This is a genomic window from Pseudoalteromonas sp. FUC4, assembly GCF_008370255.1.
Taxonomy (GTDB): Bacteria; Pseudomonadota; Gammaproteobacteria; order Enterobacterales; family Alteromonadaceae; genus Pseudoalteromonas.
The window spans coordinates 23593-45745 of sequence record NZ_SEUI01000005.1 but is presented as its reverse complement, the minus strand read 5'-3'; the positions used below and the strand labels follow the sequence as shown (position 1 = coordinate 45745).

25 protein-coding genes are annotated in these 22153 nt (G+C 38.1%); 7 read left to right on the top strand and 18 right to left on the bottom strand.

Going from position 1 to position 22153, the window contains the following annotated elements:
• Positions 1-41 precede the first annotated feature (41 nt).
• Complete coding sequence (gene panP, locus EU510_RS14820; RefSeq protein WP_149594131.1) at positions 42-1667, bottom strand: pyridoxal-dependent aspartate 1-decarboxylase PanP; 1626 nt, start codon at positions 1665-1667, stop codon at positions 42-44.
• A 264-nt stretch (positions 1668-1931) separates the two neighbouring features.
• Between panP and EU510_RS14815 the strand changes: the two genes are divergently transcribed.
• The gene (locus EU510_RS14815; RefSeq protein ID WP_149594130.1) at positions 1932-3812 is read left to right on the top strand and encodes a GGDEF domain-containing protein; all 1881 of its coding nucleotides are present in this window, start codon (positions 1932-1934) and stop codon (positions 3810-3812) included.
• A gap of 266 nt (positions 3813-4078) precedes the next feature.
• Here EU510_RS14815 and trmB read toward each other — a convergent pair whose 3' ends face one another.
• Genes trmB through mpl form a run of 5 tightly spaced genes read right to left on the bottom strand, consistent with a single transcriptional unit; the run spans position 4079 to position 8430 of the window.
• Positions 4079-4756 (bottom strand): tRNA (guanine(46)-N(7))-methyltransferase TrmB, encoded by a 678-nt coding sequence (gene trmB, locus EU510_RS14810; protein WP_149594129.1) that lies wholly within the window; start codon positions 4754-4756, stop codon positions 4079-4081.
• Positions 4756-5523 carry an ABC transporter permease gene (locus EU510_RS14805; RefSeq protein ID WP_002961025.1) on the bottom strand — a complete coding sequence of 256 codons (768 nt, stop codon included), beginning with the start codon at positions 5521-5523 and terminating at the stop codon, positions 4756-4758. The genes trmB and EU510_RS14805 overlap by 1 nt, the downstream gene beginning before the upstream one ends.
• On the bottom strand, positions 5524-6453 hold the full coding sequence (locus tag EU510_RS14800) for an ABC transporter ATP-binding protein (RefSeq protein WP_149594128.1): 930 nt from the start codon (positions 6451-6453) through the stop codon (positions 5524-5526).
• The gene (locus tag EU510_RS14795; RefSeq protein ID WP_002961027.1) at positions 6453-7073 is read right to left on the bottom strand and encodes a flavin prenyltransferase UbiX; all 621 of its coding nucleotides are present in this window, start codon (positions 7071-7073) and stop codon (positions 6453-6455) included. The genes EU510_RS14800 and EU510_RS14795 overlap by 1 nt, the downstream gene beginning before the upstream one ends.
• 1 nt (position 7074) lies before the next feature.
• The gene (gene mpl, locus EU510_RS14790; protein WP_149594127.1) at positions 7075-8430 is read right to left on the bottom strand and encodes a UDP-N-acetylmuramate:L-alanyl-gamma-D-glutamyl-meso-diaminopimelate ligase; all 1356 of its coding nucleotides are present in this window, start codon (positions 8428-8430) and stop codon (positions 7075-7077) included.
• Positions 8431-8681: 251 nt separating this feature from the next.
• On the opposite strand from mpl, the gene EU510_RS14785 reads away from it, so the two are divergent.
• On the top strand, positions 8682-9470 hold the full coding sequence (locus EU510_RS14785; protein WP_149594126.1) for a hypothetical protein: 789 nt from the start codon (positions 8682-8684) through the stop codon (positions 9468-9470).
• 89 nt (positions 9471-9559) lie between these two features.
• Here EU510_RS14785 and EU510_RS14780 read toward each other — a convergent pair whose 3' ends face one another.
• The 3 genes from EU510_RS14780 to folB are packed head-to-tail and all read right to left on the bottom strand — an operon-like array spanning position 9560 to position 11205.
• Positions 9560-10360 carry an undecaprenyl-diphosphate phosphatase gene (locus EU510_RS14780; RefSeq protein ID WP_149594125.1) on the bottom strand — a complete coding sequence of 267 codons (801 nt, stop codon included), beginning with the start codon at positions 10358-10360 and terminating at the stop codon, positions 9560-9562.
• Complete coding sequence (gene folK, locus EU510_RS14775; RefSeq protein WP_149594124.1) at positions 10357-10845, bottom strand: 2-amino-4-hydroxy-6-hydroxymethyldihydropteridine diphosphokinase; 489 nt, start codon at positions 10843-10845, stop codon at positions 10357-10359. The genes EU510_RS14780 and folK overlap by 4 nt, the downstream gene beginning before the upstream one ends.
• Complete coding sequence (gene folB / locus EU510_RS14770; RefSeq protein ID WP_149594123.1) at positions 10846-11205, bottom strand: dihydroneopterin aldolase; 360 nt, start codon at positions 11203-11205, stop codon at positions 10846-10848.
• Positions 11206-11422: 217 nt separating this feature from the next.
• Between folB and plsY the strand changes: the two genes are divergently transcribed.
• Positions 11423-12034, top strand: a complete 612-nt coding sequence (gene plsY / locus EU510_RS14765; RefSeq protein WP_149594122.1) for a glycerol-3-phosphate 1-O-acyltransferase PlsY — start codon at positions 11423-11425, stop codon at positions 12032-12034.
• An 11-nt stretch (positions 12035-12045) separates the two neighbouring features.
• On the opposite strand, the gene tsaD is transcribed toward plsY, so the two are convergent.
• The 3 genes from tsaD to EU510_RS14750 are packed head-to-tail and all read right to left on the bottom strand — an operon-like array spanning position 12046 to position 14034.
• Positions 12046-13059 carry a tRNA (adenosine(37)-N6)-threonylcarbamoyltransferase complex transferase subunit TsaD gene (gene tsaD / locus EU510_RS14760; protein WP_149594121.1) on the bottom strand — a complete coding sequence of 338 codons (1014 nt, stop codon included), beginning with the start codon at positions 13057-13059 and terminating at the stop codon, positions 12046-12048.
• 38 nt (positions 13060-13097) lie between these two features.
• Entirely contained in the window at positions 13098-13688 is a 591-nt protein-coding gene (locus EU510_RS14755; RefSeq protein WP_149594120.1) for a YjaG family protein, read from the bottom strand.
• Entirely contained in the window at positions 13681-14034 is a 354-nt protein-coding gene (locus EU510_RS14750; protein ID WP_149594119.1) for a DUF2007 domain-containing protein, read from the bottom strand. The genes EU510_RS14755 and EU510_RS14750 overlap by 8 nt, the downstream gene beginning before the upstream one ends.
• 75 nt (positions 14035-14109) lie before the next feature.
• Here EU510_RS14750 and EU510_RS14745 point away from each other — a divergent pair, with 75 nt between their 5' ends.
• The 3 genes from EU510_RS14745 to EU510_RS14735 all read left to right on the top strand — a co-directional run bounded on the left by EU510_RS14745 (position 14110) and on the right by EU510_RS14735 (position 16505).
• Entirely contained in the window at positions 14110-14532 is a 423-nt protein-coding gene (locus EU510_RS14745) for a DUF2721 domain-containing protein (protein ID WP_010554403.1), read from the top strand.
• Positions 14533-14908: 376 nt separating this feature from the next.
• A complete protein-coding gene (locus EU510_RS14740) occupies positions 14909-15793 on the top strand; it encodes a LysR substrate-binding domain-containing protein (protein WP_149594118.1) in 885 nt (294 codons plus the stop codon).
• Between the two features lie 91 nt (positions 15794-15884).
• Positions 15885-16505, top strand: a complete 621-nt coding sequence (locus EU510_RS14735; RefSeq protein ID WP_149594117.1) for a 2OG-Fe(II) oxygenase — start codon at positions 15885-15887, stop codon at positions 16503-16505.
• Between the two features lie 38 nt (positions 16506-16543).
• Here the strand turns inward: EU510_RS14735 and ubiA are convergent, their stop codons facing one another.
• Positions 16544-17422, bottom strand: a complete 879-nt coding sequence (gene ubiA, locus EU510_RS14730; RefSeq protein ID WP_149594116.1) for a 4-hydroxybenzoate octaprenyltransferase — start codon at positions 17420-17422, stop codon at positions 16544-16546.
• A complete protein-coding gene (locus EU510_RS14725) occupies positions 17419-17970 on the bottom strand; it encodes a chorismate--pyruvate lyase family protein (RefSeq protein WP_149594115.1) in 552 nt (183 codons plus the stop codon). The genes ubiA and EU510_RS14725 overlap by 4 nt, the downstream gene beginning before the upstream one ends.
• Positions 17971-18137: 167 nt before the next feature.
• Between EU510_RS14725 and EU510_RS14720 the strand changes: the two genes are divergently transcribed.
• Positions 18138-18536, top strand: coding sequence for a flagellar basal body-associated protein FliL (locus tag EU510_RS14720; RefSeq protein WP_149594114.1), 399 nt, complete (start codon positions 18138-18140; stop codon positions 18534-18536).
• Positions 18537-18546: 10 nt separating this feature from the next.
• Here the strand turns inward: EU510_RS14720 and glpG are convergent, their stop codons facing one another.
• The 4 genes from glpG to EU510_RS14700 form a co-directional block, all read right to left on the bottom strand.
• Positions 18547-19365 carry a rhomboid family intramembrane serine protease GlpG gene (gene glpG / locus EU510_RS14715; protein WP_149594113.1) on the bottom strand — a complete coding sequence of 273 codons (819 nt, stop codon included), beginning with the start codon at positions 19363-19365 and terminating at the stop codon, positions 18547-18549.
• A complete protein-coding gene (glpE, locus tag EU510_RS14710; RefSeq protein WP_077537084.1) occupies positions 19362-19679 on the bottom strand; it encodes a thiosulfate sulfurtransferase GlpE in 318 nt (105 codons plus the stop codon). The genes glpG and glpE overlap by 4 nt, the downstream gene beginning before the upstream one ends.
• Positions 19680-19747: 68 nt before the next feature.
• On the bottom strand, positions 19748-20773 hold the full coding sequence (gene tdh / locus EU510_RS14705; RefSeq protein ID WP_149594112.1) for an L-threonine 3-dehydrogenase: 1026 nt from the start codon (positions 20771-20773) through the stop codon (positions 19748-19750).
• 50 nt (positions 20774-20823) lie between these two features.
• Positions 20824-22017, bottom strand: coding sequence for a glycine C-acetyltransferase (locus EU510_RS14700; protein WP_149594111.1), 1194 nt, complete (start codon positions 22015-22017; stop codon positions 20824-20826).
• Positions 22018-22153: the final 136 nt, after the last annotated feature.

Below are 22153 nucleotides of genomic sequence, written 5' to 3'. Positions count from 1 at the left end.
ATATTAAAAAGGGTCCTTATGGACCCTTTTTTGTATTTAGACTACATATACTTTCTTAAGTATTTTTTGAATACCGGATCTGTTGCAGCCAACTCTTTTTGCTCAGCTAATATCTCTTTTAAAATAGCACCTGAGGTAAGCGGGTTTGCAAGTACGACTCTAAATACAACTGTAGGTTGATTGTCGTATTTAGAAGGCGTTAAGCGTGTACGTGATACAAATGAGCGACCAGACTCTCGCTGACGTTTTTGCATACTGGCAGTAAAACGGTTCAGCGAAGCAAAAATATCCAACCGAGTTGCGGCATCAGCATCAGCTATTGCTTGTTTAATTTGCTTAGGTACATAACGATACGTTAATAAGCACAACTCAGGCTCAGAAATAAGCTCAAAGTCTTCATCAGCTTTAATTAAATCAGCAAAGTAATGTGCTTTTTTGATGCTTCGGTCAATCAGCATTTCGTAACCTTTACGACCAATAACACGTAAGCAAGCATGTACTAACATTGCCATACCAGGTCGGCTGCCTTCAAGTGTGTGGCTACCTAAGTCTTTTGAACCTTTACGTAATATGTACTCAGCGTGATGCTCTATTGCATCTGTGGCAGCTGGGTCTTTAAATAAAACCAAACCCGCTCCCATTGGTACATACATTTGTTTATGTGCATCGATGGTAATTGAATCTGCTCGCTCAATCCCTTTTAGTAAAGGACGGTGCGTACTCGATAAAAGCGTTGCTCCGCCCCATGCAGCATCTACATGAAAATGACAGTTAATGTCTTGTGCTAAGTCGGCCATTTCATCAAGTGGGTCAATATTGCCGGTTTCGGTTGTACCCGCGACCCCAATAATGGCCATTACTTTAATACCTTGCGATTCAAGCTCACGTGCTTTTTCGCGCATAGCTCCTACATCAACTTTATTATTTTCGCAGGTTTTAATACCAATTAAGTTATCGCGACCAATGCCCAGTAAATCAACCGATTTACCTAAAGAGTAATGTCCGCGTTCTGATATTAATACGGCTAAACCTTTATAGCCATAATGCAGCATACCGGCAATTAGACCTTGTGCACCAATCCCCCTAAAATCGCCATCGGTCTTTAATAAGCGGTTTCGCGCAATCCAAAGCGCAGTAATATTGGCAACCGTACCACCAGAGCAAAATGCACCTAATGAGGTTTTAGCACTGTGCATCCATTTAGAATAAAATGAGTCTTCTTGTCCATAAGCTAAATGATGCATCATCCCAAGCACTTGACGCTCAAGAGGCGTAAACGCTTTAGATGTTTCTATTTTTACTAGATTTTGATTTAGCCCTACCATCAATTTTGAAAGCGGTAATAAAAAATGCGGTAAGGCTGAGGTCATGTGACCAATAAAGCTAGGCGCAGCTGTATGCACAGAATGTGCAACAAGTTGCTCCATAATGTCTTGGGCATAAGCAGATACAAACGTTGGATCTTCTGGGATCACTGCTGATTGAAAATCTTTTTCGATCTCATGTAATGGTTTTTCAATTGCCGCTATATTTTCGTTTAAGAAACCAGCTAAATTACTCGAAATTTCAAGCTCGATTTTGCTTAAAGTTGAGTCTGGCGCTTCAGGTACAGTAAATATACGCTTAAGGCTTTCTTTAGAGGCGACGGCACAACGCTTTTGATCCATCTCAATACCTAGTGTGTGTAGCTAAAACACGTACTTACTCATTAAAAATGCCTAATTAATAGGATATTTAGAGCAATCGTGTTTCTTTAAAAATTGCGCTAACTTTACTGCAATATAACTAAAATGTCTCGCTTAAACCTACAAAAGCAATCAAAGCGATGACAAAAAAATGATAATTTAATTAAAATTCGACTAAACATAATTATTTATTGGGCATTTACTTATTTTGGGTATAATAAATTTGATAACAGAAAAGGGACACATATGCCAGAAGGAAGAGTAAAGGTTAGTTGGATAGTAGCAGGCTTTAGCTTGTTTTTAATAAGCTTGCTAACCTACGTTTACTACACTTACCAAACCACGCGTGCTGAAATAATGCAGTCGGTTGATAATCGCTTACTTAATGCCGCCACCAGCGTTAAACATATTTTAGGTGACGATTATTTAAGTGCGGTTAATCAAGGCGATAATATAAGTTTTTCTTACTATCAAGATAAAAGTAAGCAGCTCTCTGAGTTTGCTCAAGCACTTGATATTGCCTATGTCTATTCAATGGTTTTAAAAGACGGTAAGGTGCTTTTTAGCTCATCAAGTTACACGCAAGACGATCAAAATAATGGCAAAGTAACACAATTTTTAGATCTCTATCCTGAAGCCACCGATGCCAACCTAAGTGCTTTTTATTCAACAGAACCTGTATTTGAAATATCGAGCGATCAGTGGGGCCACTTTAAAACAATTTTTATTCCTTACGTTGACCCAAATAACGGCAATACCTATTTAACGGGTGCCGATATAACTATTTATGATTTAAACGAGAAACTTAAAGAAAGCGTATCAAAAGCTGCTGCAATGGCTAGTTTCTTCTTTTTTATAGCGATACTGGTTGCCGCTATATATATTTATTTACTAAAGCGCTCTTTAGCAACTGACTCAAGTACTGGCTTTTCAAATCATATCGCACTTGAATACTACATAAAAAAAAGTAATGACCATCACATGCAATTAGCCGTTATTTGGGTTAATGAAATAGAAGATATAAACAGCTTTTATGGTACTGAAGTGGGCGACAAGGTAATGAAAAACTTACTTATTCACTTTAAACTTAGGAGCTCTCCGCACTGCCATATATACAGACTAGCAACCAATAAAATAGTATTACTCGCGCCTAAAGAAATGAGTAATGACGAATTTACCGACTTTGTAAAAACATATAACTTTAATACCCCAGTGTTAACTGACCCTTTTATCTACATAACCCTATGTGCAGGTATTGCCAGTGGTAATAAATCGCTACTACTTGAAAACGCTCATATAGCAGCCCTGCAAGCTAAACAAGGCAGGCATAGTGTAGTTAACTACTCAAAAGCGCTACACGATGTAAAAACGCAATATCAATATAATGTAGAAATGGCTAAAGAAGTACGTGAAGCGTTTGATAACAATCGTATAGTGCCTTACTTTCAACCCATTATTGATACAAATACCAATAAGGTCGTTCAATACGAATGTTTAGCTCGAATGGTAACAGCGCAAGGGGAAGTATTAAAACCTGATGCATTTTTAAATGTTGTTACCCGCTCAAGAATGGACGGAATACTTACCCGTACTATATTTTCACAATGTGTTAGTCGCTTTAGAAAAACCGATATTTGCTGGAGCTTAAATATAACAGCACAAGATATGCTCGACCCTAATTTAAGTGAGTTTATTGCGGACGAACTTAAGCGCTATCCGCATCCTGGTAATATCACATTAGAGCTTTTAGAAACCCAAGCTATTGCCAACTTTTCTGAAGTAAAAGCGTTTATTGGAATGGTTAAAACAAAAGGCGTTAAGGTTATTATTGATGACTTTGGTAGTGGTTATTCAAATATATCAAACGTACTTAAGCTTGAAGTAGATGGTATTAAATTAGATGGCGCACTAATAAAGCAAATAGTGAATGACAAAGATATCTACTTGTTTATTGAGCACATAGCCAGTTTTGCAAATCAACTTGGTTTGCAACTAATGGCAGAGTCGGTAGAAAATGCAACCATAGTAACCGCACTTAAAAAGGCGAATGTGACACTAATGCAAGGCAACTATTTTGCCCATCCAGTGCCACATGTTAATACGGTTACAGAAGAATTAGCACTTTAACTTACTTTAACCAGGACGTGTTGATCTTTGTGGATTGAAATTTGTTCAATCTAGGGGCGATTAAATCGCGGCGCGAGGTTTGTAACCTAGTGGACTAAGTAAAAACAGAGCAACAAAGAGTTAATCGTCCCTAGAAAGAACCCAAAGGGCAGCACATGTTTGGTCTTTATGCTGCGTTATCGCCTATTTATGGGGAATAACCACACTACATAGGCTCCGCCTTGCCTAAAAACCAAACATGCTGCTGCAAAATCAATCACGAAAGGTCAACACGCCCTAGGTAAGTTAATAACGAGCCGGTGGCTTTGCTGGCCACTGGCCCAGTATTTACGCTCAAAAGGCGTAATTGCATCGTCTGACTCATAAAGAGTCACATCGCAAGAGTTGCCAGTTAGTTCAAGCGCCCTTGCGAACTCTTTCACGTAAATATCCCAATTGCTGCGCACTTCTAATTGCCCACCTAACTTAACGATAAACGGAAAAATAGCTGCGCCATGCCAGCGCCTACGAATATGCTTAGATTTAGGCCATGGGTTTGGATACAACAAATAATGGTGCGTAGGTTGCCAATTAGCAGCAACCGCTAAACGCCAGAAGTCATTTAAATCTGCTTGCACTAAGATGTACTGACCACTGTCAGTTTGCTTATATTCAACGTCGTGTTTATCAAGTCGATGCGACGATTTATCAATACCTATAACGAGGGCATCAGGGTGACGCTTAGCTAGATTAGCTGAGCTTTCACCCACGCCACAACACGAGTCTAAAATAAGCGGGCCATTAAAAGCTTGTACTTTAGCATTAACCTCGTCAAATGCAGTTTGCGTATGCGCTGCAATTGGTTTTTTAAACTCGACATCTAAATGCTTATTTACTATTTCATCAAGCTTTTCGTGAATACCCGCTTGATTAGATACAATACTACGTGAATTTGCATCACTCATTAGTGTCTTAGCCCCACACCTTTTTTAATTAAAGTTAGCGCTAAAGTAAATAACACCGTAATAAACACCAAAATAACACCTAACGCTACACTTAAATCAACATCCGACACACCTAAAAAGCCATAACGAAATGCATTTACCATGTATATGATAGGGTTTATTTGCGATACGTTTTGCCAAAATTCTGGCAATAATGTAATTGAATAAAATACACCGCCCAAGTAAGTTAATGGCGTTAGTATAAAGGTGGGAATAATACTTATATCGTCAAAGCTATTTGCGTAAATTGCATTAATTAAACCACCTAAAGCAAACACAGCTGAGGTTAAAATAACCGTCGCCATAATTACAAAAATATTATGAATTTGAATATCAACAAATAATAACGATACACAGGTAACTATAAAGCCCACCATAATACCGCGCGTCATACCGCCGCCCATATAACCCAGTACAATAATGTAATTAGGCACAGGTGCAACTAAAAGCTCTTCAATGCTTTTTTGAAATTTTGTTGAGTAAAAACTAGAGGCTACGTTGGAATAGGAATTAGTAATAACCGACATCATTATAAGGCCTGGTACAATAAACTCCATATAACTAAAGCCGCCCATATCACCAATACGTGAACCAATTAAGTTACCAAAAATAACAAAATATAAGCTCATCGTAATTGCTGGCGGCACTAAGGTTTGTACCCAGATACGTAAAAAACGAATGCACTCTTTAATCCATAAACTCTTTAAGGCTACGCCATATTTAAACATTTATTCGCCCCGCCCTTGCTCTAATAATCCTACAAATAACTCTTCTAGTCTGTTTGCTTTATTTCGCATACTTAATACTGTATTACCTTGAGTTGTTAATGCGTTAAATACCGCATTTAAGCCCTGTGATTTAGCGACTTCAACTTCAACAGTATGATCATCCGTCATCGTAAACTTATAGCCTTCAAGCGTGACAGGGTTTGCTGGCATTTTTAAATCTAAAATAAAGGTTTCTTTATCAAGTTTTGCAAGCAGCGCTTTAATGGTCGTGTTTTCAACAATTCGACCTGAATCAATAATCGCTATGTTTTTACACAGTAACTCAGCTTCTTCAAGGTAGTGTGTTGTTAAAATAATAGTAACGCCTTGCTCATTTATTTGGCGTAAAAAATCCCACATTGAACGACGAAGCTCTATGTCTACACCCGCTGTTGGTTCATCAAGTATAAGTAGTTTTGGCTCGTGCATAAGGGCGCGTGCAATCATTAATCGACGTTTCATTCCGCCTGAAAGCGTACGTGCTTGCTTGTCTTTTTTCTCTAATAACCCTAGCTGCGCTAGGTATTTATCAGCACGTTTATGGGCTTCACCACGTGGCACACCATAATAACCGGCTTGGTTAACCAGTATTTGGCTAAGCGTTTCAAACTGGCTAAAGTTAAACTCTTGTGGCACTAAGCCTAAATGCGCTTTTGCAGCCTCTAAATCAGTATCAATATCACAGCCAAATACTTCTACTTTGCCTTTTGTTTTATTAACAAGTGACGAAATAACACCAATAGTGGTTGATTTACCAGCTCCGTTTGGACCAAGCAAAGCGAAAAAATCGCCCTCTTCAACTTGTAAATCAACGCCTTTGATAGCCTCAACACCATTTTTATAAACCTTGGTAAGGCCTTCTATATTTAAAGCAATATTTTGCTTATTCATTACTTACCCTCACCATAACCCCAACGTTTTGTTAGGTTATGTTCAATATTTAAATGATCTAAAATTCTCGCCACCATAAAATCAACTAAATCTTCAATACTTTGTGGCTTATGATAAAAACCAGGTGCGGCTGGCATAATTGTTACCCCTAAACGAGATAACTTAAGCATGTTTTCTAAATGAATTTCGTTAAATGGTGTTTCGCGCGGTACTAAAATTAGCTGCCCGCGTTCTTTAATTACCACATCAGCGGCGCGCTCTAATAAATTATCAGACGCCCCTACTGCAATTGCAGAAACCGATCCAGCACTACATGGGCATACTACCATTTTTTTTGGAGCAGCAGAGCCCGAAGCCACAGGGCTAAACCAGTTATCTTTACCGTATACTTTTAGCTGTTCAGGTTTGGCATTAAACAGCGTACTTAACTGCTCTGTGGCCTTATCTTCATTTCCAGAGAGCTTAATATTTGATTCTGTATCAAGCACCACGCGTGCTGCACTTGAGATGAGTACGTAGACCTGAAATTGTTGCTCAAGTAATACTTCAAGTAACCTTAGCCCATAAGGCGCACCAGATGCACCACTAAAAGCGAGCGTAATTCTATCTTTAAATTGCACACTATTCTCCGCTGTATTTATCAGCTAAACCATCAACAAGACGTTGATGGAGGCCATTAAAGCCGCCATTGCTCATAATTAAAATATGTTGATTAGGCTCAATATTTTCAAGCACCGTATCAATAATTGTTTGTGTGCTGCTAAAGCACTGCATGCCTGCTTTATCTGCTTGCTCTTTTAGCGACCAATTTAGATTCTCTGGTTCAAAAAGTAGTACGTTGTCAGCATCACGTAATGAATCTAATAATGTATATTGGTGTACGCCCATTTTCATGGTGTTTGATCGCGGCTCTAAAATAGCGATAATTTTTTCATCGCCTACTTTTGCACGCAATCCTGCAAGCGTTGTTTTAATTGCTGTTGGGTGATGTGCAAAATCGTCATACACTTTAATATTATTTATATCAGCCTTTAGCTCCATGCGCCTTTTAGGGCTAATAAACTCACCTAAAGCATCAATACTATGATCAATGGCTATACCTACATGGCGCGCTGCTGCGATAGTCATAATCGCATTTTTAACGTTATGCTCGCCTATTGCTTGCCAGCACACAGAGCCCTGCTTTTCGCCATTAAGTAATACATTAAACTCACTTCCATCGGCTTTTATTAATTCATAGCTCCAATCATCGCCTAGCGTTTCGCTTTCGCTCCAAAGCCCTTGTGCTATTACATCATTAAGCGCTACGTCTTGCTTTGGCCAAATTACCTTGCCGCTTTGAGGTAATGTACGCATTAAGTGATGAAATTGTTTTTTTATTGCGTTTAAATCTTCAAAAATATCAGCGTGATCGAATTCAAGATTATTTAAGATAAGTGTACGCGGGAGGTAATGCACAAACTTACTGCGCTTATCAAAAAAAGCAGTGTCGTATTCATCGGCTTCAATAACAAAAAATGGCGTTTCTCCCACTTTTGCCGATACACCAAAATTTTGCACTATGCCGCCAATTAAAAACCCTGGTTTTAAACCTGCGTACTCTAGCACCCACGCAAGCATACTTGCTGTGGTTGTTTTACCATGTGTACCAGCGACAGCAAGTACCCACGAGTTTTGTAATAAATTATGCTTGAGCCACTCAGGGCCAGATGTATAAGGCAAGCCTTTATCAAGCACATATTCAACACACGGGTTACCACGGCTCATTGCATTACCAATAACGACCATATCGGGCTTTGGCTCTAACTGAGATACCGCGTAGCCTTGAGTTAGTTCAATGCCAAGCTCCTCAAGTTGCGTACTCATTGGTGGGTAAACGTTTTGATCAGACCCTGTAACTTTATGACCCAACGATTTAGCAATGGCTGCAATACCGCCCATAAACGTGCCACAAATGCCCAAAATATGTATATGCATATACTTTCCTTAAATCCTATACTCACTTTACCGCTATGCAAAGTTTAATGGCGCTATAATGCCAAAATTCGTGCTTAGTTACTATGTACGTCTGCACAATTCACTCGTGCCAAAAACACGTTAATCAATTTTTTAAACGCTAAAAATTAAAAAATAGGCACGTTTACTTACCTTGTATTGCTTTTAATCAATTATTATCAATGTTATAAACCAGCCTGCTGTATAACTTTAAAACTTAAAAAGGACTTAATATGAAAAAACTATTTTTTATAGCCTGTATTTTGCTTAGTCAAAAAAGCTTTGCTTTGGAATTTGCAAAGTACCCAATAGAACTTAGTTCGGGCGAAGGCGTTAATGTTGTTATTGCCCCAACAACAGATAAAAAACAAGCCTTAGTAAAAGTAACGGGGATAAACCATGATATTGATGGCATTGTATTTTTAACCGATTTAAAACCTCATGGTAGTAATAAAGCGTACAAATATACGTATGATGGTACACAGAGAAGTTTAGTAAGTGTTGAGGAAGGCTACCGCTGTTGCTCTTACAACCTTTATATTCCAGACACTCGTGATGGTACTTACTTATCAAAAAAAGAAGAGTCAAACCCTGCCATTGTTGAAGATTTAAAAGCGCAATACGAGCAACAATTAAGTAAAGGCACTCAAGCTAAACTTGCAAAGTTTAATCGTGAAAAACATTTAGGCTATCAGCAAAAAAATATAGCTGCCGCTAATAGCGAAATAGATAAGCAATGCGGGTTAAAAATAAATACCAATGTTGACTGGGAAAGCATTGATGATGAAAACCTAAAAGAGTATGCAGTAGGTTCATTTTGTGCACAAGTTGCAAACGAAATGGCATACATGTGCGAAAAAGATCAAAGCTTTAAAAATGACATAGCGCAGTTCAATGCTATCGAATGTAAATTTACTAATGAGCTAAAACTACGTAAAAATGGCAATACGCTTATATTTAAAACAGCACCAAAGGCCGCCAACCAACGTCAGTTTATAGAATCTTATTTGTTAAATTTATAAGCTGAGTTTAAAACCCAAAAAAGCACCTAAAGGTGCTTTTTTTTGGCTTTGTATATACCAATTACATTTAATTAGTGATTAACGACTACTTACAACGATAAAAATACAATTAAACCTACACCAAGCAATAAACGATATATCACAAATGGCAACATACCCATTCGCTCTATTACTTTTAAAAACATAAATATACATGCATAAGCCGATAAGAACGATAGTACCACACCGAGTAATAATGTGTTCCAATCAACTACATGATCACCCAGTGCCAACTCTGCAATATAATAAAGCCCCATCATAGAGATGATAGGAATGGCTAATAAAAATGAGAAACGCGCTGCGCTTTGTTTATTCATTCCAAGCATTAAACCAGCAGTCATCGTGATACCTGAGCGAGAAGTACCCGGGATCATTGCAACAGCTTGTGCAAAACCAATAATAAGTGCTGTTTTCCAATTAAGCTGATAAATCGTTTTAATTTGCTTACCTTTTGCATCCGCGTACCAAAGCAATAAACCAAACACAATTGTGGTAGTAGCAATTACCCAAGCACTTCGTAGGTACAACTCTATAAAGTCTTTTAAAAGTAAGCCTAAAATAGCGGCAGGCACAGTGCCTAAAATTATCCACCAACCTAGCTTACTATCATCATTAGTCCCTTGTGCACCAAAGGATTTAAACCACGCACTGAGTATGTCGACGACCTCTTTGCGAAAATAAATAACAACGGCTATTAAAGTACCAACATGTACTGCTACGTCAAACGCAAGCCCTTGATCTTCCCAGCCTAAAATTTGTGATGGGAGAATTAAGTGCGCTGAACTAGATATTGGTAAAAACTCAGTAAATCCCTGTATGAGGGCTAAAATAATTATTTCGATGATACTCATGGGTTAGAAAACTCCACCTTCCATAGCTTTTGTTGAGGATTATTATATTCACTCCATAACTGCGCAATCGTTTGTTTAGCTACAGGATGATAGAAATTTGGGGCAACCTCGCTAAGAGGTTGTAATACAAATGCGTTTTTAGTTATTTCATCTCGTGGTAATTGGGCTGGAGAAGCGCAAATTACATCATCATAAAATAGTAAATCTAAATCGAGCGTTCGTGGACTAAATTTTTTATCGTTCGCTGTGCGTCCATTATCACACTCTATTTGTTTTAATAAAGCGCATACATCAACAAGCGACATATCAGTTGTAGCACCAACGACTGAATTATAAAAATTATTGCCAGCAAACCCTACTGCTTCACTTTCAAAAACAGACGAGTGCACAATATGCTCAAAGTGCTGCTTAAGTGCAATTAATGCACATTGTATATAATGCGCTTTATTTATATTTGACCCTAGGCTGATATAAATTTGAGCCATTTAGCCTGTTGCCTTAACACGTGTAATTTCAACACCTACAGTTTGCGCTTGTGCTACTGCTGCTGGTTTACTTACTCTTATAGTAACTTGTGGAGTATTAAACTCGCTTAAAATAATATGCGCTAATTGTTCAACTAAAGTTTCTAGCAACTCTACAGGTTTTAAAGTGCAGTGCTCAATAACTCGCTCACTTACTTTTGAGTAATCGAGTGCTAAATTAATATCGTCATTTTCAGCTGCAGGCTTAATATCGCTTAGCATTTCAATATCAAAATAAAGGCTCTGTTTACTTTCTTTTTCAAAGTCGTACACTCCAATAATAGTGTCGACGTGCAATTGAGATATAAAAACCTTATCCATTGATACTCCAAATAACAATAAACTACTAAGCATTAATAAAATTAATACTGACTATGGTTTAGCCAGTGTTTAAATATGTAAAAATAACTTCTACAATAGCAAAATAACTAAACTAGCTATTAAATAGCCTGTTAATAATTTTTACGATAAATTTTGCTGCCAATAATAGCCTAAAAGCACTATCAATTGGTATAGCAATTAAAAAATAAGGAAGCGTGTGTTAGCCACTATAATGTTTGTTTTAGCTTATTTACTTGGGTCGATTTCGTCGGCTATTTTAGTGTCGCGGTTGTTCAAACTCCCCGACCCTCGTAATAGTGGTTCTAACAACCCAGGCGCTACAAATGTTTATAGATTAGGCGGAGCATTTCCGGCTTGCTTAGTTTTAGTATTTGATATTTTAAAAGGCACTATTCCTGTATGGGGGGCTTATTTTTTAGAAGTTGAACCTTTAGAGCTTGGTTTAGTTGCAGTAGCTGCTTGTTTAGGTCATATGTACCCACTGTTTTTTAGCTTCAAAGGCGGTAAAGCCGTAGCAACGGCATTTGGCTCATTATTACCTATTGGCTTATCATTGGCTGGTTTACTTGTGTGTACTTGGTTAGTTATTGTGGCAATAACACGCTATTCATCGCTGGCAGCGCTTGTAGCAGTCTCCTTAGCGCCTGTATATACATGGCTGATAAAACCACTTTATACACTTCCTGTTGCTTTTATTACACTGTTAATTATATTTCGTCATCGTACTAATGTTATTAGACTATTTAGTGGGGACGAACCAAAAGTGGGCGCTAAAAAAGCACCCACTGATGAAAATAAACATCTTTAAAATATGAGCAGTTAAATCGGCTCAAGGCTATCTATTGGCCAACGAGGTTTTGTTTTCATATCAAGCGTGGCAAATTGCCCTGCTTTTAAACGTTGCATTCCAGCATACGCAATCATAGCACCGTTGTCGGTACAAAATTCAGTACGTGGATAAAAGACTTCACCTTTCATTCCTTTCATTACGCGTTCAAGCTGTAAACGTAGTTGTGTATTTGCACTTACGCCACCGGCGATTACTAAACGCTTAATACCTGTTTGTTTAAGCGCACGCTTACACTTAATAACGAGCGTATCAATAACCGCCGTTTGAAATGCATGCGCTATATCAGCTTTGGTTTGATCGTCGTCGTCATTTTCACGAATCGTGATTGATGCCGCTGTTTTTAAACCACTAAAACTAAAATCAAGACCTGGCTTATCGGTCATAGGGCGAGGAAATACAAAACGCTTAGCGACCCCTTGTTCGGCCATTTTAGCTAAGCGCGGACCACCGGGGTAATCAAGACCAAGTAACTTAGCTGTTTTGTCAAAGGCCTCGCCTGCGGCATCATCAACTGACTCACCCAATACTTCGTATTGACCAATACCCGCTACTTTAACCATCATGGTATGACCGCCCGATACAAGCAATGCAATAAACGGAAACTCAGGAATATTCTCTTCAAGCATCGGAGCAAGTAAATGCCCTTCCATGTGATGTACTGCTACGGCAGGTATATCCCAGCCGTATGCTAATGAGCGACCAATAGACGTACCTACCAATAATGCACCAACTAAACCTGGGCCTGCAGTATAAGCAATGCCATCTAAGTCTTCTGGGCAACAACCTGCTTGTGCAAATGCTGCATCTATAAGTGGTAATGTTTTACGAACATGATCGCGCGATGCAAGTTCTGGCACTACACCGCCGTAATCAGCGTGTACTTTTACTTGGCTGTATAATTGATGAGCTAACAAGCCTTTTTCGTCATCGTATATTGCAATACCTGTTTCATCACATGACGACTCAATGCCTAAAATTCGCACTGTACTTCTCCTGCCTTTAAAATTCTACTTTGCTACTTTTATAACGTAAGGCCAATATTTGTTTGGCCATCTTCTAGGGCAAACTTTTTAAGTGTTTTTACGCTATCAGAGGTGATACGCCCCATATTTTCTACAAAATTAATTAGCTCACCTAATACTTCAATTTCGTATTGCATTAGTGGGTGCTCTCTAACCGCTGTGTTATCTGCAACCTCACCTTCAACCGTCATTTGATATTCAATAAATCGAGCCACTGTTGCTTGAGATATTTTACTGACACTAATAAACTCTTGCTCATCTTGCGCCATTAAACCGTGCATTAAGCTAAGTAAAGACGTTGCAGCATCAATAGCAGGGTAAGTACCAAACATATCAAAATCAGCAAGTTCAGGAACATTTGGTTCTATTTTTTCAACTTGTTTTTCGAGATCTATTTTACTTTTAGGCAGTAATATTTTTTCCCAACAAACATTAAGCGAACTACGTAATAAAGTTTCGTCACCAAATCCCGTTGCTTCGCTAAATAAACCGTAATTTGGCAGCATTCGCTCTATTAAAGCACTCGCTAAAACGGCTTTCTGTAAATAGTTAAGCTCTCTAATACGCTGAAAATTATTTGCTTTAGTCATTCTTTAACGTCTCACACGACCAACAAAAATCGAATGTTGATCCATTATGCTCATTACAGTTAGGGCATACCCAATCTGGAGCGGATTGTTTTACTTGTTGATAGTTTACCAATATTTGTCGCGCATGGCGCTCTTTTATCGCATAAACCTGCACACTAACTTGTGTTTGATCAAATGGAATTTCTCCCATTGCGCCTTGGAGCATCTCACCTTTTATTTTGCATTCAATGCCACTGGTTTGTATTAAACCTTTAATAATATTGGCTTCAAGGGTGTTTTCGGCTTTATAAATTGTAACCCATTGAAAAGAGCTATCTGTTGAGTTTTTATTATTAATATTTTGCAATATTCACCTCATTTATTTTGTGTTAACAATATCCTGCGCTAGATTACTAGCATGCTGCACTTTTAAGGAATAAACATGACACTTACAACCCCGGGCCTACTTTTTCCGGCCATATCGCTGTTATTGCTAGCCTATACAAACCGATTTTTAGTTTTAGCGCAATTAATTAGGGAGTTAAATACGCGCGAGGGTGAATCTATTCGCCCTGTTGTAGTGGCTCAAATCACTAATTTACGTAAACGCATTAAGCTAATTAGAACAATGCAAGTATACGGAGTCGCCTCTTTTTTACTGTGTACATTTTCAATGTTTGCTTTATTTATTGAATTTAATACCACGGGCATTATTTTATTTGGTGTTAGTTTAGCTTGCTTAAGTCTATCGTTATTAACGTCTTTATTTGAAATACATATTTCCTGCGATGCAATTGAAATAGAACTACAAAGCATTGAAAACAAACCATTAAGCAATAGAATTAGCCGGAATTTTGTGAAATAAATCTGTATTTATCGCCTCCCTATTATTTGTCACAATAATCTTATATGCATGCCCCATTTTGGGGCATACTTTTTTATTAATTAGAACAATAAGACTCCAACTATCCAATTAACCTATTGACTAAGAATAACTTTATCAAAATAGTCAATTGCAAAAATGTCGATAAAGAGCAATAAACAGCTAGTCTTCAAGTAAAAAAGTAATACTATTTGGTCGCTTTTTTCTTTAATTAATACTAAAAGGGGGGTATCCTGCTGGAAACATGTATGAACTTGAAAATATATTTCAATATAAAATTTTACTAAACTTTAGAATAAAAATTAATATATTTGATGTCCGCTGTATCTGCGACTTACTTATAAAAAAGGACTATAAAGTGAGATTTGAACAATTAGAGCAATTTGTAGCACTTGGAGTGTTACGTCACTTTAGACAAGCAGCTGAACAAACCCAAATCAGTACTTCAGCGCTAACGCGCAGCATTCAAACACTTGAAAATGAAATGGGATATGAATTAGTTAAACGCTCAACACGTTCAGTTAAATTAACGCCAGAAGGCGAACTTTTTCTTGAATATGCTAAAACGACTCTATCGGAACTTGAGCTAACGAAAAAACGGATTTTTCAATCAGTAAACGGTAATGCTAACGAAAAGCTGGTTATTGGCTATACCAATAAGGCAAGCAGCATAGTACCTATTTCTTGTGGGCAGTTTTTAGCTCAATATCCTCATATAAAAATTGAAATGCAATTACAAGATCAACAAGAGCTAACACGCAGACTCCAACAAGGTGAAATAGACATAAGTGTATACTCTCAAGCGATTAATAGTATTGGCAGTGATATTCACTTACCAGATCAGCTTGTATTATTTGTTTCAAAAAATCACCCTCTCGCACATAAAAACGATATAAGTAAGCAAAACCTTGATAGCTATCCTATGTTTGGCTGCTTCTCTCAATCGAAACAAGTGCAAACCATGCTTAATGAAGCTATTGATTCTTTAAATAAATCATCAAGTATTAAAGTGGGCAGTATTGAGCAAGTAATGGCTGGCGTAGTTAAATCAGATCATTTTGCTATTGCAAGCATTGAACATGCAAACACAATCGCAGAAAATCCTGAACTCGTGCAACTGAAAACAAATAAAGATTTAAACCACGAACAACTCGTAGTACAAACAAGCCAGCAAACCTCTATTACTGAACATGTAGAGCATTTACTATCGCTTATAAAGAAAGCGGGAGCTACATTTAGCTAATCCAATATTTTAAAAAGTGCGGCGTAATAAACAGTAGCTTTAAATCGCTTTTCGGCTACACTGTCGCACCTTTTTTAAACAGCTGATGTGGATGAACACACTTTTTGGTCCTGATGTCTATTTAGATGATATAGAACGCCAAGGTTACACCGTAATTCATAACGCGCTTATTGCCGATTTAGTTAACGATTTAGTTGCAGATTGTCACCGTATAAACCCCCACTTTAGCCTTGCCGGTATTGGTCGATTAAATAACTTACAAATAGATAAAACTATTCGTACTGACAAAACTTATTGGTTTGATGGCAGTTCTCAAGCACAGCTTACTTATCAAGCAATAATGCAAAGTATAAAAACCACGTTAAATCGTAGCTTTTTTATGGGTCTATTTGATTACGAATGTCATTATGCAAAATATACGCAGGGGGACTTTTACAAAAAGCACTTAGATGCATTTAAAGGTCGATCTAATCGTGTATTTACAACGGTGCTTTATTTAAATACACCAGAGCATGGTGGCGAACTTGTTATTTATAAACCTAAAAGTAAAGAAGTAGAAATAACGATTAAACCAACGGCTGGTACATTAGTTATGTTTGAAAGCGAGCGCTTTGCTCACGAAGTACTTCCCGCAGTTGATGAGCGCTACTCTATTGCTGGATGGTTTAGAAAAAACGCTTCAATTAGTGGGATTATTGATCCGCCCAGGTAGCTCTAAATAGTGCATTTTAACAGCCTTTATTGTGGCTTTTAAAATGCCATTGGGTATGAAAATAATAATCCCATAAAAATAGCCAAACCCACATAATGATTATTTAAAAATGCTTTAAAGCAGGCGTCCCTCTCTCGTTTATGAATAAGTATTTGTTGGTAGAATAATAAACCAGCTGCAACACTCAAACCAATGCCAAATGCAACGCCTAAATGATTACTTATACCAATAAAAGCAACCAGTGCTATAAATACGGCATTAAGTAAAAAGATAATGTGGCGGTCGTATTTACCAAATAAAATAGCAGTTGATTTTACCCCTATTTTTAAATCGTCATCCCTATCAACCATGGCATACATCGTATCGTAGGCAACTGTCCAACAAATATTAGCTATAAATAATAGCCATGCTTGCGATGGTAAACCATTAATTGAAGCCATATACGCCATTGGAATAGCCCAACTAAATGCAGCTCCTAAAACAACTTGAGGTAATTGAGTATAGCGCTTCATAAAGGGATAACAAAAGGCTAAGGCCAACGCCCCAAAAGAAAGCAAAATAGTATTAACGCTCAGCATTAATACTAAAATAAATGCTATAACAATTAGCAGTAAAAATAGGCTAAGTGCTTCACCACTGCAAACCTGCCCTGAAGCAAGCGGCCGCTGAGCAGTCCGCTTTACCGAGCCATCTATTTTCCTATCTGCAAAGTCATTAATTACGCACCCTGCGCTTCGCATAACAATCACACCGAATGTAAATACGATAAAGTTTAGCAAACTAGGCATTCCGCTATTAGCAAGCCACAAAGCCCAATATGTTGGCCAAAGTAATAACAAGGTACCTATAGGCTTATCTATACGCATTAGCTGTACGTAGTAAGGAATATGTTTTGGCTTTAAAGTAGCTAATCTCATGAGTACAAATACGCCCCGGGTAAAAAGACTTCACACACTAAAAACTTATAATCTCGTAGCGAAAACACACTTCGACGACCTAGTAAGTTTTGTTTAGATAAATTTAATTGAGACACCAACTGCTGCAATGAATGCTCGCTGTTAAAACATGCTACTTCTATACCAGTGCGCACTAATTGAGGATCTTGAAAAATAACATCACCAAGAGGTCGCTCTCCCATGTTAAGCAGAGGATTATACGATTTATCTTGTCGTTTATTGTCGGGTAGCCAACTTTGTGCGTAGACCATTGGCTTATCATCACATAACAAAATTACTTCTCTATTTAGTGCCGATACGGCTGTGCAACTAAGTAATTTTTGTTGCTCAACCGATAAATCAAACGTTTGCTCACTAAGTACTTTTACAGAGAATTTTTGCGATCGACTTTTTAATTTAGCCGTTAATGAATGAGGCTCAAATAGCCAATCACGCTCAGTCGCTGTTAAGCCACTCACTTGTGAAGTATGTTGCCAGTTGGCAGACAAAGAAATAGGAAAAGTAGCCACAATTGCTCAATTAAATAAAAACCGGAACAATAATAACATTGCCAATGCATTTGAAAAAGTGATGATTTACTGCCATAAATAACTAAGATAAATAACTGCTTGGCGCTGTTTATTACACACCATTGGGTATAAACTATTTACAACAGGTTTTTAGAAACGCTTTAAATATGAAAAAAATAGTATACGCAGGTCTTTTTACATTCTTTGTGAGCGTTATAAGCTTTACAGCTCGAGCTGAATCCACAGTTGGTTATTTTGGTTTTGAGCCAGATATAATTACTAACTATATTGGCCCATCAAGTAAAAAAATGGGCTATGTGCGCGTAACTATAGATTTAATGCTTAATGACACTTCAGATATTGCAATAGTAGAGCACCACACCCCTTTACTGCGCGATGCCTTAGTAGAAATATTTTCAAAGGAGTCTGAAGAGAAAATAAAATCACTTACTGGTCGAGAAGAAATACGTGCAAAGTGCGCCGAAAAACTAAAAAGTCTGTTAAAAGAAGAAACAGGACAAGAGATCATCCGTGAAGTCTTGTTCACTAAATATTTATATCATTAATATTTAACGGCTAGCGTTTTACGTTAAATATTTTGGCGGTATAGGCAAAAGCCATGCCGCTAACTAACCCACCTAAGTGCGCCCAATTAGCCATACCAACAAACAATACATCTGCAAAACCAAGTATTAGCCAAATCAACATAAAGCCAATAATTGCGGTACTGACCAGCGCAGGTTTATTAGGATTTAAAAAACTATGAATCCAACAAAAACCAAGTAACCCATATACCACACCGCTTAGGCCACCAAAGTTGGGACCAACCATTAAATATTGTGCCCAATTACTAATAAGTGCAGTCACTAAAAATAAGCCTATTAAGCTTAGTTTTCCACATTGTTTTTCAATATTGTCACCAAGCGACATCCACCAAATCAAGTTAAACACTATATGCATCGCGCTAAAATGTACGAACGCAGGCGTTAACCAACTTAAAGGCTGCGTAGGTTTAAACTGCATCATGGTGTAAATGGTCTCAAAACCACCTAGTAAAAAAGCAAAATAAATTATTACGCTTACAATACTTACGGTTTGATTTAACCAGCTGAGCGCTTTAAAACGGGCTATTAGATTGAGCGATTGCCCTTGATATTTAAGCGGCGATTGCGTACTGCCTACATCCCAAGATGCTTGTAGGTATTTTTCATGATTAGGGTTTTGTGTAAATTCAGCCCATAACGGCTGAACTTGATGAAAGTCCTCCTCAGTCACACTAATAATGACATTACTGCCATCTGCCGAGTGTATCTTTGCATCTAAACCTTGGCTTTTTAAATAATCTATAAAGCCCTGTGCGGCGCGCGGGTTATTTAAACTGCCAAGCTCTATCATCGCTCTACTTTCTCGCTGTAAGCAGCTTCCCAAGCTGTAAAGCCGCCATCCATACTGTAAACGTCTTCAAAACCTTGCTCAACTAAGTAGCTAGCTGCGCCTTGAGAGCTCATACCGTGGTAGCACACAATTATAATTGGCTGATCGAATTCTTTTTCCATCATAAACTGGGCAATATTACCGTTAGAAAGTGCCTCAGAACCTGGGATATGACCTGCTTGATACGAATTAGGATCGCGAATATCTGCAATTACAACGTCTTCTTTATCTAAAAGTTCTAACGTTTGCGCTATAGAAATATGTTTAAATGCCATTGAAGTCTCTTTAATTAATAGTATAAAAAAGGCGGCTAAAGCCGCCCTTCTCGTAAAATAAGTTTAAACTAGTCCCAGTTTAAAATTACTTTACCTGACTGACCTGAAATCATCATATCAAAGCCAGCTTGGAAGTCATCCACAGAATATTGATGAGTAATGATTGGGTTTAAATCAAGACCAGATTGAATCAAACTTGCCATTTTGTACCACGTTTCGAACATTTCGCGACCGTAAATACCTTTAATCACTAAGCCTTTAAAAATAACTTGGTTCCAGTCAACCGCCATATCTGATGGTGGAATACCTAGCATGGCAATTTTGCCGCCGTGGTTCATGTTATTAAGCATTGAATTAAAAGCACTTGGCACACCTGACATTTCAAGGCCAATATCAAAGCCCTCTGTCATACCTAGCTCTTTCATTACATCTTCAAGTTTTTCGCTTGCCACGTTTACAGCGCGTGAAGCCCCCATTTTACGAGCTAAATCTAAGCGGTATTCGTTTACGTCGGTAATTACAACGTGGCGAGCACCAACATGTTTTGCAACAGCTGCTGCCATAATACCAATTGGGCCTGCACCAGTGATAAGTACATCTTCGCCAACTAAGTCAAACGATAGTGCGGTATGAACTGCGTTACCAAATGGGTCGAAAATAGAAGCCAGTTCGTCAGAAATATTATCTGGAATTTTAAATGCGTTAAATGCAGGAATAACTAAATATTCGGCAAACGCACCTTCACGGTTTACACCTACACCCGTTGTATTACGGCATAAATGTACACGTCCAGCACGACAATTTCGACAATGCCCACACGTAATATGCCCTTCGCCAGATACGCGGTCGCCAACCTGAAAGCCACGAACTTCTTGACCCATATCAACGACTTCACCAACATATTCATGACCAACAACCATAGGCGTTGGAATGGTTTTACTTGCCCACTCGTCCCACTTGTAAATATGTACGTCGGTACCACAAATAGCTGTTTTGCGAATTTTAATCAGTAAATCGTTGTGACCCACTTCTGGCTTTGGTGCATCTGTCATCCAAATGCCCGGTTCTGCTTTTAATTTAGATAATGCTTTCATAATCCACACTCAACTAAAAAACCGAAGCGAGGCTTCGGTTTAAAATAAAATTAAATAACGCCCATTTCTTTACCAATACGGGTAAATGCATCAATAGCTGTATCGAGTTGCTCAATACTATGCGCCGCTGAAATTTGTGTACGAATACGCGCTTGCCCTTTTGGTACTACAGGGAATGAAAAACCGGTTACGTAAATGCCTTCAGCAAGTAATTTATCAGCCATTAACGAGGCTACTTTGGCATCTCCAAGCATTACAGGGATAATTGCATGATCTTTACCTGCACACGTAAAACCAGCAGCTTCCATTTGCTCACGGAAATATTTAGCGTTTGACCAAAGTTTAGCGCGAAGCTCGCCGCCATTTTCAAGCATTTCAAGTACTTTAATTGATGCAGTAACAATTGAAGGCGCTAATGAGTTTGAGAACAAGTATGGACGTGAACGCTGACGTAACCATTCAACAATTTCTTTTTTACCTGATGTATAACCACCTGATGCACCGCCTAGCGCTTTACCTAATGTACCGGTAATAATATCTATACGGTCTAATACATTACAGTACTCAGGTGTACCCTTACCGTTTTCGCCAACAAAGCCAACTGCGTGAGAGTCATCTACCATTACAAGCGCATCATATTTATCGGCTAAGTCGCACACAGCTTCTAAATTACAAATAACGCCGTCCATAGAAAACACTCCATCGGTAGCAATTAGTTTAGTTTTAGCGCCTGCTTCATCTGCTGCAATAAGTTGCTTCTCAAGATCAGCCATGTCGTTATTTGCATAACGAAAACGCTTAGCTTTACATAAACGTACACCGTCGATAATTGATGCATGATTTAATGAATCAGAAATAATAGCGTCTTCTGCGCCTAAAATAGTTTCAAACAAACCTGTATTTGCGTCAAAACATGAAGAATATAAAATCGTATCCTCTGTTTCTAAAAACGCACTGATTTTTTGCTCTAACGTTTTATGGATATCTTGCGTGCCACAAATAAAACGTACTGAAGCCACACCAAAACCATGATTATTTAAACCATTTTGCGCCGCTTCAATTAGCTCTGGACTATTAGCTAAACCTAAGTAGTTATTAGCACAAAAGTTGATTACTTTACCTGATGCAACTTCAATTTGAGCTTGCTGCTGGGACTTAATAATACGTTCGTTTTTATACAAACCTTCGGTTTTTACGTCTTCAATTTGCTGTTGTAACTGGCTAAAAAAAGCAGATGCTCTCATCTAGGTTCTCCATATATTTGAACGGGTAAACAACCGCACTTTCGCGGCGGTTTATTATGCGGGGTATTGTAAAAGTTTAATGGGTAAAATGCACGGTTTGCAGTTCGTCGCAAACGCCCTAAACTGGAAGTAATTC

Excerpts from the sequence above, each read along its gene's own strand:
- panP (WP_149594131.1), bottom strand. The coding sequence starts at position 1,667 with ATGGATCAAAAGCGTTGTGCCGTCGCCTCTAAAGAAAGCCTTAAGCGT.
- EU510_RS14815 (WP_149594130.1), top strand. The coding sequence starts at position 1,932 with ATGCCAGAAGGAAGAGTAAAGGTTAGTTGGATAGTAGCAGGCTTTAGC.
- trmB (WP_149594129.1), bottom strand. The coding sequence starts at position 4,756 with ATGAGTGATGCAAATTCACGTAGTATTGTATCTAATCAAGCGGGTATT.
- EU510_RS14805 (WP_002961025.1), bottom strand. The coding sequence starts at position 5,523 with ATGTTTAAATATGGCGTAGCCTTAAAGAGTTTATGGATTAAAGAGTGC.
- EU510_RS14800 (WP_149594128.1), bottom strand. The coding sequence starts at position 6,453 with ATGAATAAGCAAAATATTGCTTTAAATATAGAAGGCCTTACCAAGGTT.
- mpl (WP_149594127.1), bottom strand. The coding sequence starts at position 8,430 with ATGCATATACATATTTTGGGCATTTGTGGCACGTTTATGGGCGGTATT.
- EU510_RS14785 (WP_149594126.1), top strand. The coding sequence starts at position 8,682 with ATGAAAAAACTATTTTTTATAGCCTGTATTTTGCTTAGTCAAAAAAGC.
- EU510_RS14780 (WP_149594125.1), bottom strand. The coding sequence starts at position 10,360 with ATGAGTATCATCGAAATAATTATTTTAGCCCTCATACAGGGATTTACT.
- folK (WP_149594124.1), bottom strand. The coding sequence starts at position 10,845 with ATGGCTCAAATTTATATCAGCCTAGGGTCAAATATAAATAAAGCGCAT.
- folB (WP_149594123.1), bottom strand. The coding sequence starts at position 11,205 with ATGGATAAGGTTTTTATATCTCAATTGCACGTCGACACTATTATTGGA.
- EU510_RS14755 (WP_149594120.1), bottom strand. The coding sequence starts at position 13,688 with ATGACTAAAGCAAATAATTTTCAGCGTATTAGAGAGCTTAACTATTTA.
- EU510_RS14745 (WP_010554403.1), top strand. The coding sequence starts at position 14,110 with ATGACACTTACAACCCCGGGCCTACTTTTTCCGGCCATATCGCTGTTA.
- EU510_RS14735 (WP_149594117.1), top strand. The coding sequence starts at position 15,885 with ATGAACACACTTTTTGGTCCTGATGTCTATTTAGATGATATAGAACGC.
- ubiA (WP_149594116.1), bottom strand. The coding sequence starts at position 17,422 with ATGAGATTAGCTACTTTAAAGCCAAAACATATTCCTTACTACGTACAG.
- EU510_RS14720 (WP_149594114.1), top strand. The coding sequence starts at position 18,138 with ATGAAAAAAATAGTATACGCAGGTCTTTTTACATTCTTTGTGAGCGTT.
- glpG (WP_149594113.1), bottom strand. The coding sequence starts at position 19,365 with ATGATAGAGCTTGGCAGTTTAAATAACCCGCGCGCCGCACAGGGCTTT.
- glpE (WP_077537084.1), bottom strand. The coding sequence starts at position 19,679 with ATGGCATTTAAACATATTTCTATAGCGCAAACGTTAGAACTTTTAGAT.
- tdh (WP_149594112.1), bottom strand. The coding sequence starts at position 20,773 with ATGAAAGCATTATCTAAATTAAAAGCAGAACCGGGCATTTGGATGACA.
- EU510_RS14700 (WP_149594111.1), bottom strand. The coding sequence starts at position 22,017 with ATGAGAGCATCTGCTTTTTTTAGCCAGTTACAACAGCAAATTGAAGAC.